Genomic DNA, 13,200 nt, shown 5'->3' with positions numbered 1-13,200 from the left:
CCAGCTTAATGACCAACGCCCGAAACTCGTTCGGGCGATGGTTTTACTACTTAATTACAATTAATCGCGTTCGAGATCGATATCGATACCCAGAGAGCGGATCTCTTTGACCAGTACGTTGAACGATTCCGGCATACCGGCGTCGATAACGTGATCACCTTTAACGAGATTTTCGTACACTTTGGTACGTCCATTCACGTCATCGGACTTGACGGTCAGCATCTCTTGCAAGACGTAAGACGCGCCGTACGCTTCGAGAGCCCAAACCTCCATCTCACCGAAACGCTGACCACCGAACTGTGCTTTACCGCCCAATGGTTGTTGAGTAACCAGAGAGTAAGGACCAGTCGAACGGGCATGCATTTTATCATCAACCAGATGATGCAGTTTCAGCATGTGCATGTAACCCAGTGTAACTTTACGTTCGAATGCTTCACCGGTGCGGCCATCATACAACGTCACCTGATTCTTCGATGGTGTCATACCGAGATGCTGCGCGATATGGTCAGGGAAAGCCAGATCCAGCATACGACGGATCTCTTCTTCATCTGCACCGTCAAACACCGGCGTTGCAAACGGAACACCATTTTTCAGGTTATTCGTCAGTTCGAGAATTTCTGTATCAGTGAAGCTGTCCAGATCTTCGGTCTTACCGGATTCGTTGTAAATCTTTTTCAGGAATTCACGCAGTTCCTCGACTTTGGCTTTTGCCTTCAGCATTTCACCGATACGCAGACCCAGACCTTTAGCTGCCCAGCCCAGATGTACTTCCAGAACCTGACCAACGTTCATACGGGAAGGAACACCCAATGGGTTCAACACGATGTCTGCCGGTGTACCGTCGGCCATGTATGGCATATCTTCAATAGGCACGATACGGGAAACCACACCCTTGTTACCGTGACGACCAGCCATCTTGTCACCTGGTTGCAGACGGCGTTTGACGGCAAGGTAAACTTTAACCATCTTCTGAACGCCCGGTGGCAATTCATCGCCCTGTGTCAGTTTGGTACGTTTTTCTTCGAAAGCCAGATCAAACTGGTGACGCTTTTCAGCGATAGAATCTTTGATCGCAACCAGCGCATTCGCGGCTTCATCGGATGCCAGACGAATATCAAACCAGTGGTATTTGTCTATGCTTGCCAGATATTCTCTGGTGATCTTGCTGCCTTTAGCCAGTTTAGCCGGGCCACCGTCAGCAATCTTACCGTCGAGCATACGTTCCAGACGCTCAAATGCATCGCCTTCAACAATACGCAGCTGATCGTTCAGATCGAGACGATAACGCTTCAGTTCATCGTCGATAATCTGTTGAGCACGTTTGTCGCGCTGGATACCTTCGCGAGTGAACACTTGCACGTCGATGACCGTACCAACCATGCCGGACGGTACGCGCAAAGACGTATCTTTTACGTCGGACGCCTTTTCACCGAAAATCGCGCGCAGCAGTTTTTCTTCCGGAGTCAGCTGAGTTTCACCTTTTGGTGTCACTTTACCGACCAGAGTATCACCGGCGGTGACTTCAGCGCCGATGTAGACAATACCGGACTCATCCAGACGAGCCAGTTGGTTTTCAGCCAGATTCGAAATATCGCGTGTGATTTCTTCAGCACCCAATTTGGTATCACGCGCAACCACGGACAATTCTTCGATATGAATTGACGTGTAGCGGTCATCAGCCACTACTTTTTCAGAGATCAGAATCGAATCTTCGAAGTTATAACCGTTCCATGGCATGAACGCGACCAGCATGTTCTGACCAAGAGCCAGCTCACCCATATCTGTCGATGCGCCGTCAGCAAGTACGTCACCTTTTGCAACCACATCACCAACCTTCACGATAGGACGTTGGTTGATATTGGTATTCTGGTTAGAACGTGTGTATTTGATGAGGTTGTAAATATCCACACCGACTTCACCAGCCTGTGCTTCAGCATCATTCACACGAATAACGATACGGCCCGCGTCGATGTAATCAACTTTACCGCCACGCAATGCCTGTACTGTCGTACCGGAGTCAACTGCAACAGTACGTTCAATACCTGTACCGACAAATGCTTTTTCCGGACGCAAGCAAGGAACCGCCTGACGTTGCATGTTGGCACCCATCAACGCACGGTTCGCATCATCGTGTTCGAGGAACGGAATCAGCGATGCCGCAACAGAAACGACCTGACCAGTTGCCACGTCCATGTACTGGATACGTTCCGGGGATACCAGGATAGTTTCGCCAGCTTCACGTGCGGACACCAGTTCATCAATCAGTTTGCCTTCGCCATCGATCGTCGCATTCGCCTGAGCGATGATGTAACGACCCTCTTCAATCGCGGACAGGTAATCGATCTGATTGGTAATTTTGCTGTCAACCACTTTGCGGTATGGTGTTTCCAGGAAACCGTATTCGTTCAGACGCGCATACAGAGCCAGCGAGTTGATCAGACCAATGTTTGGTCCCTCAGGAGTTTCAATCGGGCAAACACGACCGTAGTGGGTTGGATGCACGTCGCGGACTTCAAAGCCGGCGCGCTCACGTGTCAGACCACCGGGTCCCAGAGCGGAAATACGACGCTTATGCGTGATTTCTGACAATGGGTTGGTCTGATCCATAAACTGGGACAATTGTGATGAACCGAAGAACTCACGAATCGCTGCAGAGATAGGTTTGGAGTTAATCAGGTCATGCGGCATCAGGTTGTCGGCTTCTGCCTGACCCAGACGCTCTTTGACTGCACGTTCAACACGCACCAGACCGGCACGGAACTGATTCTCAGCCAGCTCACCGACGCAACGAACACGACGGTTACCCAAGTGATCGATATCATCGACTTCACCGCGGCCATTGCGCAGCTCTACCAAAATTTTAATTACAGCCAGTATGTCTTCGTTCGACAAAGTCATCGGACCGGTCAGCTCATCACGACCAATGCGACGATTAAACTTCATACGGCCGACCGCAGACAGATCGTAACGTTCTTCGCTGTAGAACAGACCATTGAACAATGCTTCGACAGAATCTTCTGTCGGTGGTTCGCCAGGACGCATCATACGATAGATCGCGACGCGGGCTGCCATCTGATCAGATGTATCATCAGTACGCAAAGTCTGAGAAATGTATGCACCCTGATCAAGATCATTCGTGTACAGCGTCTGAATATCTGTCACGCGCGCTTCGCGTAAGCGAGTCAGCAACTCTTCTGTTAACTCATCATTCGCATTCGCGATCACTTCACCGGTATCAGCGTCGATGATATTTTTCGCTAATACACGGCCGAGCAGATAGTCTTCTGGCACGGAAATATGTTTGATTCCGCCTGCCTCGATTTCACGCACATGCTTGGCATTAATACGCTTGTCTTTCGCAACGATGACTTTGCCGGATTTATCCGTAATATCAAAACGGGCGACCTCGCCACGCAAACGTTCAGCGACAAATTCCATCTCTGCGCCGTCAGCATGCAGATTGAAGTTATCAAAAACGAAGAAGTTCGCCAGAATCTGTTCGTTGCTCATGCCGATAGCACGCAGCAAAATAGTGACAGGCATCTTACGACGGCGGTCAATACGGAAGAACAGGATATCCTTCGGATCAAACTCGAAATCCAGCCACGAGCCACGGTAAGGAATGATACGCGCAGAGAACAACAATTTACCGGAAGAATGCGTTTTGCCGCGGTCATGTTCAAAGAACACACCCGGAGAACGATGCAACTGGGAAACGATCACACGCTCGGTACCGTTAATGACAAAAGAACCTGTCGTCGTCATCAGAGGCAATTCGCCCATGTAGACTTCCTGTTCTTTCATTTCTTTAACGACAGGCTTGGTCGGAGACTCTTTATCCAGGATCACCAGACGCACTTTTGCGCGCAGTGGGGAAGCATAGGTCAGACCACGCAATTGACATTCCTTGACGTCAAAAGCCGGATCACCTAAAACATAGGACAAGAATTCAAGACGAGCGAATCCATTGTGTGAAACGATAGGAAAAATCGAAGTGAAGGCAGACTGCAGGCCCTCATTTTTACGGTTTGCCGCTGTTCTGTCTTCTTGTAAAAAGCTTTGATACGACTCGATTTGAGTCGCCAATAAGAACGGAACGTTGTGGACGTTGGCGCGCTTCGCAAAAGATTTACGAATACGCTTCTTCTCAGTAAATGAGTAGTGCATGGACACTCCGTGAGTGACAAGGAAGGATGGAGAATTCAGGATTCCTGTCACAAAATTCATTCAACTCTGCGACAAAAAACCTCAAGTCTCAGCCCTCGGTCTTAATAAACAGCTAAACAACCCTGAACGACAAAGAAGCCAAAGAGGAACCCTCTCTTTCAAGAGGATTCCTGCCTTTGACTTCGGCAAATCCGGAGATTTGCCTTAATACTGTATTACTTAACTTCGACTTTAGCGCCAGCTTCTTCAAGCTTTTTCTTAGCAGCTTCAGCGTCAGCTTTAGCAACACCTTCTTTAACTGCTTTTGGTGCGCCATCAACCAGATCTTTAGCTTCTTTCAAGCCCAGACCTGTGATTTCGCGAACTGCTTTAATGACGCCAACTTTGTTTGCGCCAACGTCAGCCAGAATTACGTTGAATTCTGTTTGTTCTTCAGCAGCTGCACCGCCGCCACCGCCGGCAGCAGCTGGACCAGCTGCAACTGCAGCTGCGGACACACCAAATTTTTCTTCGAAAGCTTTTACCAGATCGTTCAGGTCCATTACGGACATCGCGCCTACGGCTTCCAGGATATCGTCTTTGCTAATTGCCATTTGAAACTCCAATTAATTAATTACATTGATACGGTATTTGACGGAAACTTCACTGCATTAAGCAGCTTCTGCTTCTTTCTTTGCTGCCACGGCTGCCAGAGCACGTGCGAAAGCAGATACAGGAGCCTGCATCATACCTACGACTTGCGCCAACAAGACCTCGCGGCTTGGGATGCTTGCCAATGCAACAACGCCAGCTTTATCCAGCGATTTGCCTGCATAGTTACCCGCTTTGATAACCAGTTTGTCATTGCCTTTTGCAAAGTCTTGAACAACTTTAGCAGCAGCAACAGCATCGTCCGAGATCGCATAGATCAGTGGACCTGTCATTTCAGAAGCGAGGCTGGCAAATGCAGTTCCCTCAACAGCGCGACGTGCGAGTGTGTTTTTCAACACGCGCATGTATACGCCCTGAGCACGCGCGCTAGCACGCAATTGCGTCAAATGACCGACCTGGATGCCACGATATTCAGCCACGACGATAGTCTGAGCAGTTGCTACTTTTGCAGAGACTTCAGCGACGACGGCTTTTTTGTCATTCAGATTGAGACTCACGGTCAACCTCCATTAATGATATTCAGTCTGCACATCAGGATGATGCACTTCCCTCACATCGTTTCGAACACGGCGTCCGAAGTTAGGAGTTTCACTGGGGGACCAGTAATCACTACAAAACTTGTTCGGGTACACCATCTGCGTTGGGTTCTGTTAATTTCTTTACAGATGTTTAACTTGAAACAAAGTCACAAGCCCAACGGTCTTTGACACTCTGGATATACTGATTACTCAGCATATCCAGCCCAAAGATGCGCCTCATGCAATACAGCATGAGGACTTAATTTTTTACTTAGCCGAGATTAGCGTGATCAACACGCACACCAGCACCCATCGTAGATGAGATAGAAATCTTACGCAGGTAAACACCTTTGCTTGTCGCAGGTTTAGCTTTGTTCAGTGCATCGATCAAAGCAACCAGATTCGATTTCAGGTCACCATCGGAGAAAGATTTACGGCCGATCGTTGTGTGAATAATACCTGCTTTATCTGTACGGTATTGTACCTGACCTGCTTTTGCGTTTTTAACTGCTGTAGCAACATCTGGAGTCACTGTACCGACCTTTGGATTTGGCATCAGACCACGTGGACCCAGAACCTGACCCAGAGTACCAACGATACGCATAGTATCAGGAGATGCAATCACGACATCAAATGGCATATCACCAGATTTAACGCGCTCTGCCAGATCTTCCATACCAACGATGTCCGCACCAGCCGCTTTTGCTTCTTCGGCTTTCGCACCTTGAGCAAACACTGCTACGCGTACTGTCTTACCTGTACCCGCTGGCAACACTACTGCGCCACGGACAACCTGGTCAGATTTCTTAGGATCAACACCGAGTTGAACGGAAACGTCGATAGACTCGTTGAATTTTGCAGTAGCACATTCTTTGATCAGTGCGATCGCATTGTCGAATGGGTATACTTTCAGACGATCTACTTTAGTTGCGAGCAACTTTGCTTTTTTAGATAACTTAGCCATTACAGACCCTCCACCGTGATGCCCATAGAGCGAGCGGAACCAGCGATAGTACGCACTGCTGCGTCCATATCAGCTGCTGTCAGATCTGCGCGTTTAGTAGTCGCGATCTCTTCAGCTTGCTTACGTGTGATGCTACCAACTTTATCAGTGTGAGGCTTAGCTGAACCTTTAGTGATACCTGCAGCTTTTTTGATCATGTAAGTTGCTGGAGGAGTCTTCATCACGAAAGTGAAAGACTTATCTGCAAACGCAGTGATCACAACAGGAATTGGCATACCTGGTTCAACACCCTGAGTCTGCGCATTAAATGCTTTACAGAATTCCATGATGTTCAAACCACGTTGGCCCAGAGCTGGACCGATTGGTGGGGATGGGTTTGCTTTACCAGCTGGCACTTGCAGCTTGATAAAACCGATAATTTTCTTTGCCATGTTGGCTCCTTCATTGATTGAGTATTAGCGCCTGACAAAACTATTCACTAAGTCAGGCTCCTCTGCTTGATTATCAGTTTCAAAGATTGCGTCTTTTCGTACTGATCGACGATTACTACTCTCAGACTTTTTCAACCTGAGCGAATTCCAATTCAACGGGAGTAGCGCGACCAAAAATAGTCACTGTCACACGCACTTTAGATTTCTCGTAATTTACTTCTTCAACGTTACCATTGAAATCAGTGAACGGACCTTCCTTAATGCGCACAACCTCACCAACTTCATACAATACTTTTGGTCTTGGCTTCTCAACACCATCCTGCATTTGCTGCAGAATCTTATCCACTTCATGCTGAGGAATCGGGGCAGGTTTATTTGATTTACCACCGATAAAACCCGTCACTTTACTGGTGTTTTTTACCAAATGCCATGTGTCGTCTGTCATATCCATCTCAACGAACACATAACTTGGGAACAAACGACGTTCAGTAACTACCTTACGACCATTGCGAACTTCAATCACTTCTTCTGTTGGCACGAGAATACGACCAAACATATCCTGCATTTCAGCGCGTTCAATGCGTTCCACCAGAGCACGGTGAACACTTTTCTCCATACCGGAATACGCATGGACGGCGTACCATTTTTTAGCGCTTTTAGGTACAGACACCTGAGGCGCTGTACCTTGCTCGTTTTCCTGAATGTTATCGTTCATTATTTTTTCCATCCAAGGATTACGTCATACAGCAGAAACTCGAGAAACTTATCAGTTCCCCAGAGAAAGATCGCCATGACCAATACAAAACCAAACACAACTGCCGTGATCTGACCAGCCTCTTTACGTGTAGGCCAGACTACTTTCTTTGTCTCGCGAACAGATTCCTTCGCAAAATCGACAAAATTACGACCAACCTCCGAGATCGCGAGCAGACCAACAGCAACAATCAATCCAGCTACCAGAGCAACAACGCGAATCCAGGTTGATTGACCAGCAAGAATGTAAAAAGCAGCAATTCCAGAAACGACTGCAGCACCCGCCAGAATGACTTTATATTTGTCATTGGAGGTACTTACTGTTTGTACGGAATGATTAGACATACTTTTGATTTACTTTCGGTGCCCTGCGGCCTTGACGGTGGCAGGGGCGGTAGGAATCGAACCTACAACCTTCGGTTTTGGAGACCGACGCTCTGCCAATTGAGCTACACCCCTACATCTTAGAACCATTTGATAAGTGATGCGACCTTGGCCAGTCACACCACTTATTTCGAATGAATTTTAAAAATTAATCGATAATTTTAGCAACAACACCTGCACCAACAGTACGACCACCTTCACGAATCGCAAAGCGCAAGCCTTCTTCCATCGCAATCGGGTTGATCAGTTTGACTGTGATAGAGACGTTATCACCTGGCATCACCATTTCTTTATCTGCTGGCAACTCGATCGAGCCAGTGACGTCCGTTGTACGGAAGTAGAACTGTGGACGATAGTTGTTGAAGAATGGTGTATGACGACCACCTTCGTCTTTCGACAGAACATAGATCTCGCCAGTGAAATGTGCATGTGGCTTGATCGAACCTGGTTTTGCCAACACTTGACCGCGTTGGATATCTTCACGTTTTGTACCACGCAGCAGTACACCAACGTTATCGCCTGCCTGACCTTGGTCGAGCAGTTTGCGGAACATTTCAACGCCAGTACATGTTGTTTTTACTGTTTCTTTGATACCAACGATTTCAATCTCTTCGCCGACTTTGATAATGCCGCGTTCAACACGACCAGTTACCACAGTACCGCGACCGGAGATGGAGAATACGTCTTCAACTGGCAACAGGAAGGCACCGTCAACAGCGCGTTCCGGTGTTGGGATGTAAGTATCCAGTGCGTCAGCCAGTTTCAGGATGGCTTCTTCGCCCAAAGGACCTTTGTCGCCTTCCAGCGCCAGTTTTGCAGAACCCTGGATGATAGGCAGGTCGTCGCCTGGGAATTCGTATTTGGACAGCAATTCGCGCACTTCCATTTCTACCAATTCCAGCAACTCAGCGTCATCAACCATGTCGCATTTGTTCAGGAAAACGATGATGTATGGAACGCCAACCTGACGAGCCAACAGGATGTGCTCACGTGTTTGTGGCATTGGGCCGTCTGCTGCAGAGCAAACCAGGATCGCGCCGTCCATCTGCGCTGCACCGGTGATCATGTTTTTAACATAGTCAGCGTGGCCTGGGCAGTCAACGTGAGCGTAGTGGCGTGTTGCTGTTTCGTATTCAACGTGCGCAGTATTAATTGTAATACCGCGTGCTTTTTCTTCTGGTGCTGCGTCGATTTCGTCGTATTTCTTCGCTTCGCCACCGAATTTTGCAGACAATACTGTTGCAATCGCTGCTGTCAATGTTGTTTTACCGTGATCAACGTGACCAATTGTACCTACGTTGACGTGCGGCTTGGTGCGTTCGAACTTACCTTTTGCCATTTTGGACTCCTAACGATTTTATGAGATACTCAGGCACGCGCCCGACGACTTCAGACTTGAAACACCAGCTTACATGGTGCCCTTGACGTGGATTGAACACGTGGCCTCTCCCTTACCAAGGGAGTGCTCTACCACTGAGCTACAAGGGCAGCTTAGTCTGCACAAACCCATGCAAAATAACTGGAGCGGGTGAAGGGAATCGAACCCTCGTCATAAGCTTGGAAGGCTTCAGCTCTACCATTGAGCTACACCCGCAGGGGCTACCACTTCAGCCGCAATACAAATTCTTACCTATGGTGGAGGGGGCTGGATTCGAACCAGCGTACTCAGAGAGAACAGATTTACAGTCTGTCGCCTTTAACCACTCGGCCACCCCTCCATAGGGAACTCAGAACTATAAAGATCCGAATCCCGACTGTCAAGCGCTATTTAAAAAAATGTCGAAAATAGTTAGTTTCTTGCATGAGAAAGCTGAAACGAATCGACGCCGTCAAATTTTTCAAAATCATTTGAGAGGACGCTGATCGGCAGAGCGAGTTTTTTATCCATTGCAACGGCAACAAAGCGCCACTCCAAGGCATTATTACTCTGTGCAATCGCCAGAGTGCCACTCGCCATCTCGTAGCCGCGCCGCAGCGCCATTTCACGCAACGCTTTTTCATCCGGCAAAAAGCCCGTCTTGAAACGTACCGTGATGACAATCGCCGCCTGCGACGGCAGCCAGGATTCAAGACGATGCACCCACACCATACAGGCCGCAGACAACAGCGCCAGCAGGATCGCGGCTGCATAAAAACCGACGCCGACCAGTATCCCTATTGCGGACGATGCCCACACGGAAGCCGCCGTCGTCAGGCCACTGATCGTGAATCCTTCCTTCATAATCACACCGGCACCAAGGAAGCCAATGCCCGTCACAATCCCCTGAATAATCCTGGTTGGATCGAGTGCCACCGGCGTCAATGCACGGCCGCCATACCAGAAGTCAGGATAGCCGGCGATCACGACCAACGCCGCAGAGGCCATACATACCAGACCGTAAGTCCGCATACCTGCGGCTCGTCCATGATAAGAACGCTCATAGCCAACAACGAATCCCAGCAACATCGCGCCAGCCAGATTCAGGAAAACAATGATGTTGGCGTTCAGCTCAGCTGGCGACCAGAAACTCATGAAATGACTCAGGTAACTTCCCATACTGCCTCATAAATGATGTAAATCGTTTTTTTAGTTTATCAACTAGCGGTCAGTGGCAGGGAGTAATTTTGATTGCCAGCGACAGCCCTGCAAAGCACAGGCGCCACTCATTAAACATTTCAGCCGCCAGTAACTATGCAGTATAATCCGCGCTCACATTCATTGGGGAGTAGCCTGCTTCAGCCTGGCTGAAGAAATCGCGTCAACATACTTGACTCAACAGTCATGGTGCGATTGATCCTGTATTCAGCATCAGATCAGCAATAATCTGTGCAGGATTTGGCAAGACCTTTGATAGTCACGCTTCTGTTACCGGAGATCGGGCGGAGTGTTGCTGTCATTGGTTATCAGCGCCCGATCTCAATTAAAATTATGGAAGCTTTCCTCGTCTCTGCTCTGGCTGTCACCGTTGGCGAAATTGGTGACAAAACTCAATTGCTCGCCCTATTACTGGCGGCACGCTATAAGAAACCCATCCCTATTGTTCTCGGCATATTGATTGCGACCTTAGCCAATCATGCTCTGGCCGGATTACTTGGTCAGTGGGTTGCAAGCAATATTCCATCCACGTTGTTGCGCTGGGCACTTGGACTGTCTTTTCTGGCAATTGCGGCCTGGACACTGAAACCTGATGAAATGGAAGATAAAGGTCTGAGTGAAGGAAAATACGGCGTCTTCGTGCTGACTTGCATCACTTTTTTTATTGCCGAAATCGGCGATAAAACACAGCTGGCAACGGTCGCACTGGCAGCAAAATACTCGAATCTCTATCTGGTCATCGCCGGTACCACACTGGGTATGTTGATTGCGGATATTCCTGCAGTTTTTTTAGGCAAAATCGCCGCTCCGAATTTTCCATTCAAAATAGTCCGCTGGATTGCTGCCGGTGTCTTCGGTATTTTGGGTATATTGGTGCTGATGGGTATCGGCGATCAATTTATGTCATGAGAAAAAAATGCTGACGATTTATCATAACCCGCGTTGTTCCAAGTCGCGAGAAGCACTCGCGATACTCGAATCTACCTGCGCTGAACACGCGCAGGCGTTACAGGTCATCGATTACCAAAAAACACCGCTGTCGGTCATACAATTAACGACGTTGCTGGAGCAACTGGGCGGCGATGTCCAACAAATGTTGCGCAACAACGAAGCCGAATATGTAGAGAAAAATTTGGCGGATGCCGACGCTGCCCGTGCACTTCAGGCCATCGCCGATTGCCCTAAATTGCTGCAACGTCCTATCGCAACATTCAATGGAAAAGCGGTCATAGGACGTCCGCCGGAACAAGTGCTGCGTTTATTCAAGAAAGTGTCATAGCATGAGTGAATTTAAACTCGCCGCTGGCAGTATCGTCAAATTCGGCTGCACGACAACGCAGCTTTACCCGATTTTAAGAAACGGTATCGCGATGTCCAGCGTGCGCCAGGGTTTGGAAGATACTGCTGCCACAGCAACGCCGGGCATCATGATAGGGGAGTTGATGGCCTATTTCGCTGCGTGTGCAGATTTCTGCAATAACACCGGCGCGGTTCATCACGCACATCAGGACATCATGGCAGCTTTTGTGCAGGCGCTACAGGATCATCGCGGCGAAAAACCACAAATGCCGGAGCTGGAAAGCATTGCCAGTGAAACCGGCTTACCGGTCGTGCTGGAGATCGTGCTCGGCGAAGACTGTGTCGTGCTGGCGGATACCCATTTCGTCAGTGAAGGTGAAGCCGAGAAAAGCTGGAAACTCTGGCGCAGCGGTTCTTTGCAAAGAGAAGGCAGCATTCCGGCGGAATGGATCAGGCAATTTTATTTCCCACGCCTGCTCGATTACCGGGATATCAGCACGGCCCGAAATCCACGCAGCCTAGAACAAACCACCGATACAGCATTAATGGTCGGTGGCCTGATGCAATCGTGGCATAAAGACACACCGGCAGATTTACTGAATGCCTTTAACAAGCAGTACGGCCGCATTAATTTTTCTCAGCACACTCCATTTAATGAAGTAGCACTGGAACGCTTCTTCAATCTGAATGCCATGCTGGACCCGGCAACCCGCTTGTTAAATCAGATGACTATATGGCAAGACATTGACTCTCTCGCCAAGAAACAAGGTATTGAACTGAACTAAAGAAAATCAGTTGGACGGGCTGCGTTTGACGAAAAACAGCGCAGCCCCAATCGCCATCAGTATCCCGCCAAAGAAGCGATTCTGGCTTTTTAACCAGCGTGGATCACTGAAATATCTCTGCATGGTCGATGCTGCAAACGCATAGCTATGCATCACGATCAGATCGACCGTACACATGGTCACGCCGAGTATGCAGAGTTGCGGTAGCAACGGCGCATCATGCGCAATAAACTGTGGCAATACTGCGACCATGAAAATGATGCCTTTGGGATTCGTCGTATTCGTGAAAAAACCGATCAGAAAACGTCTGCGCGCAGTGGGCAACTGTGTCAGCGTGACGTTTTTTTCTTCTTCCTTCACCACTTCTACCCGCGCACGCCACTGGTTGAATCCCAGATAAATCAAATACAAGGCACCGACAACTTTCACGATGTTAAAAGCGAATTCTGACGCCAGCAAAATCGAACCCACCCCTGCCCCGGCAATCGCCAGAATCAACAACAAGCCAGCCTGCAAGCCCAGTATCGTTGTACTGGCTTTTTTGACGCCGTAATTCAGCCCATGCGACATCGATAACACTGCACCAGAACCAGGGGAAATAGCGATCACACAAGCGGCAATCAGAAAGGCAAACCAGGTAGAAAAAGTCATAATCATCAATAGCGACAAGCGC

Annotated in this window: 13 protein-coding genes, 4 tRNA genes and 1 riboswitch; of the genes, 3 read left to right on the top strand and 14 right to left on the bottom strand. The window is 48.7% G+C overall.

Annotation, left to right across the window (positions count from 1 at the left end; translation table 11 throughout):
- Nucleotides 1-60: 60 nt before the first annotated feature.
- From rpoB to ACOTSW_RS01200, 13 genes are all read right to left on the bottom strand, one after another.
- The gene (rpoB, locus tag ACOTSW_RS01260) at nucleotides 61-4,167 is read right to left on the bottom strand and encodes a DNA-directed RNA polymerase subunit beta (RefSeq protein ID WP_423680572.1); all 4,107 of its coding nucleotides are present in this window, start codon (nucleotides 4,165-4,167) and stop codon (nucleotides 61-63) included.
- A 215-nt stretch (nucleotides 4,168-4,382) separates the two neighbouring features.
- On the bottom strand, nucleotides 4,383-4,760 hold the full coding sequence (gene rplL, locus ACOTSW_RS01255) for a 50S ribosomal protein L7/L12 (protein WP_423680571.1): 378 nt from the start codon (nucleotides 4,758-4,760) through the stop codon (nucleotides 4,383-4,385).
- Between the two features lie 57 nt (nucleotides 4,761-4,817).
- Nucleotides 4,818-5,315 (bottom strand): 50S ribosomal protein L10, encoded by a 498-nt coding sequence (rplJ, locus tag ACOTSW_RS01250; RefSeq protein ID WP_423680569.1) that lies wholly within the window; start codon nucleotides 5,313-5,315, stop codon nucleotides 4,818-4,820.
- A gap of 292 nt (nucleotides 5,316-5,607) precedes the next feature.
- Entirely contained in the window at nucleotides 5,608-6,300 is a 693-nt protein-coding gene (gene rplA / locus ACOTSW_RS01245) for a 50S ribosomal protein L1 (protein WP_423680568.1), read from the bottom strand.
- Nucleotides 6,300-6,731 (bottom strand): 50S ribosomal protein L11, encoded by a 432-nt coding sequence (gene rplK / locus ACOTSW_RS01240; RefSeq protein WP_186886082.1) that lies wholly within the window; start codon nucleotides 6,729-6,731, stop codon nucleotides 6,300-6,302. Before rplK ends, rplA begins: the two co-directional genes overlap by 1 nt.
- A 121-nt stretch (nucleotides 6,732-6,852) precedes the next feature.
- Nucleotides 6,853-7,446, bottom strand: a complete 594-nt coding sequence (gene nusG / locus ACOTSW_RS01235) for a transcription termination/antitermination protein NusG (protein WP_423680567.1) — start codon at nucleotides 7,444-7,446, stop codon at nucleotides 6,853-6,855.
- Nucleotides 7,446-7,829 (bottom strand): preprotein translocase subunit SecE, encoded by a 384-nt coding sequence (secE, locus tag ACOTSW_RS01230; protein ID WP_423680566.1) that lies wholly within the window; start codon nucleotides 7,827-7,829, stop codon nucleotides 7,446-7,448. The genes nusG and secE overlap by 1 nt, the downstream gene beginning before the upstream one ends.
- A 38-nt stretch (nucleotides 7,830-7,867) precedes the next feature.
- A tRNA-Trp gene (locus ACOTSW_RS01225) sits at nucleotides 7,868-7,943 on the bottom strand.
- Nucleotides 7,944-8,016: 73 nt separating this feature from the next.
- Nucleotides 8,017-9,207: an elongation factor Tu gene (gene tuf / locus ACOTSW_RS01220; protein ID WP_423680565.1), complete on the bottom strand. Its 1,191-nt coding sequence runs from the start codon at nucleotides 9,205-9,207 to the stop codon at nucleotides 8,017-8,019.
- A 74-nt stretch (nucleotides 9,208-9,281) separates the two neighbouring features.
- Nucleotides 9,282-9,356, bottom strand: a tRNA-Thr gene (locus tag ACOTSW_RS01215).
- Between the two features lie 32 nt (nucleotides 9,357-9,388).
- Nucleotides 9,389-9,462 (bottom strand) — tRNA-Gly (locus ACOTSW_RS01210).
- A 39-nt stretch (nucleotides 9,463-9,501) separates the two neighbouring features.
- Nucleotides 9,502-9,586, bottom strand: a tRNA-Tyr gene (locus tag ACOTSW_RS01205).
- Nucleotides 9,587-9,657: 71 nt separating this feature from the next.
- Nucleotides 9,658-10,380, bottom strand: a complete 723-nt coding sequence (locus ACOTSW_RS01200; protein ID WP_423680564.1) for an MgtC/SapB family protein — start codon at nucleotides 10,378-10,380, stop codon at nucleotides 9,658-9,660.
- 176 nt (nucleotides 10,381-10,556) lie between these two features.
- Nucleotides 10,557-10,685: riboswitch (yybP-ykoY riboswitch) on the top strand.
- A 91-nt stretch (nucleotides 10,686-10,776) separates the two neighbouring features.
- On the opposite strand from ACOTSW_RS01200, the gene ACOTSW_RS01195 reads away from it, so the two are divergent.
- From ACOTSW_RS01195 to ACOTSW_RS01185, 3 genes are read left to right on the top strand one after another with little or no spacing between them, the layout of a single operon-like run.
- Entirely contained in the window at nucleotides 10,777-11,352 is a 576-nt protein-coding gene (locus ACOTSW_RS01195; RefSeq protein ID WP_423680563.1) for a TMEM165/GDT1 family protein, read from the top strand.
- Nucleotides 11,353-11,359: 7 nt separating this feature from the next.
- On the top strand, nucleotides 11,360-11,722 hold the full coding sequence (locus ACOTSW_RS01190) for an ArsC/Spx/MgsR family protein (RefSeq protein ID WP_423680562.1): 363 nt from the start codon (nucleotides 11,360-11,362) through the stop codon (nucleotides 11,720-11,722).
- A gap of 1 nt (nucleotide 11,723) precedes the next feature.
- The gene (locus ACOTSW_RS01185) at nucleotides 11,724-12,527 is read left to right on the top strand and encodes a hypothetical protein (RefSeq protein ID WP_423680561.1); all 804 of its coding nucleotides are present in this window, start codon (nucleotides 11,724-11,726) and stop codon (nucleotides 12,525-12,527) included.
- Between the two features lie 6 nt (nucleotides 12,528-12,533).
- On the opposite strand, the gene ACOTSW_RS01180 is transcribed toward ACOTSW_RS01185, so the two are convergent.
- Complete coding sequence (locus ACOTSW_RS01180) at nucleotides 12,534-13,178, bottom strand: LysE family transporter (protein WP_423680560.1); 645 nt, start codon at nucleotides 13,176-13,178, stop codon at nucleotides 12,534-12,536.
- Between the last annotated feature and the right edge of the window lie 22 nt (nucleotides 13,179-13,200).

Origin of the sequence: Undibacterium sp. WLHG33 (genome assembly GCF_049544815.1) — a bacterium.
In the GTDB taxonomy this organism is placed as follows: domain Bacteria; phylum Pseudomonadota; class Gammaproteobacteria; order Burkholderiales; family Burkholderiaceae_D; genus Undibacterium.
Note: the sequence above shows the minus strand (reverse complement) of the source record. Positions and strands in the feature narration are given on the sequence as shown.

Coding starts and splice junctions, on each gene's coding strand:
- rpoB (WP_423680572.1), bottom strand. CDS start 4,167: ATGCACTACTCATTTACTGAGAAGAAGCGTATTCGTAAATCTTTTGCG.
- rplL (WP_423680571.1), bottom strand. CDS start 4,760: ATGGCAATTAGCAAAGACGATATCCTGGAAGCCGTAGGCGCGATGTCC.
- rplA (WP_423680568.1), bottom strand. CDS start 6,300: ATGGCTAAGTTATCTAAAAAAGCAAAGTTGCTCGCAACTAAAGTAGAT.
- rplK (WP_186886082.1), bottom strand. CDS start 6,731: ATGGCAAAGAAAATTATCGGTTTTATCAAGCTGCAAGTGCCAGCTGGT.
- nusG (WP_423680567.1), bottom strand. CDS start 7,446: ATGAACGATAACATTCAGGAAAACGAGCAAGGTACAGCGCCTCAGGTG.
- secE (WP_423680566.1), bottom strand. CDS start 7,829: ATGTCTAATCATTCCGTACAAACAGTAAGTACCTCCAATGACAAATAT.
- tuf (WP_423680565.1), bottom strand. CDS start 9,207: ATGGCAAAAGGTAAGTTCGAACGCACCAAGCCGCACGTCAACGTAGGT.
- ACOTSW_RS01200 (WP_423680564.1), bottom strand. CDS start 10,380: ATGAGTTTCTGGTCGCCAGCTGAGCTGAACGCCAACATCATTGTTTTC.
- ACOTSW_RS01195 (WP_423680563.1), top strand. CDS start 10,777: ATGGAAGCTTTCCTCGTCTCTGCTCTGGCTGTCACCGTTGGCGAAATT.
- ACOTSW_RS01190 (WP_423680562.1), top strand. CDS start 11,360: ATGCTGACGATTTATCATAACCCGCGTTGTTCCAAGTCGCGAGAAGCA.
- ACOTSW_RS01185 (WP_423680561.1), top strand. CDS start 11,724: ATGAGTGAATTTAAACTCGCCGCTGGCAGTATCGTCAAATTCGGCTGC.
- ACOTSW_RS01180 (WP_423680560.1), bottom strand. CDS start 13,178: ATGACTTTTTCTACCTGGTTTGCCTTTCTGATTGCCGCTTGTGTGATC.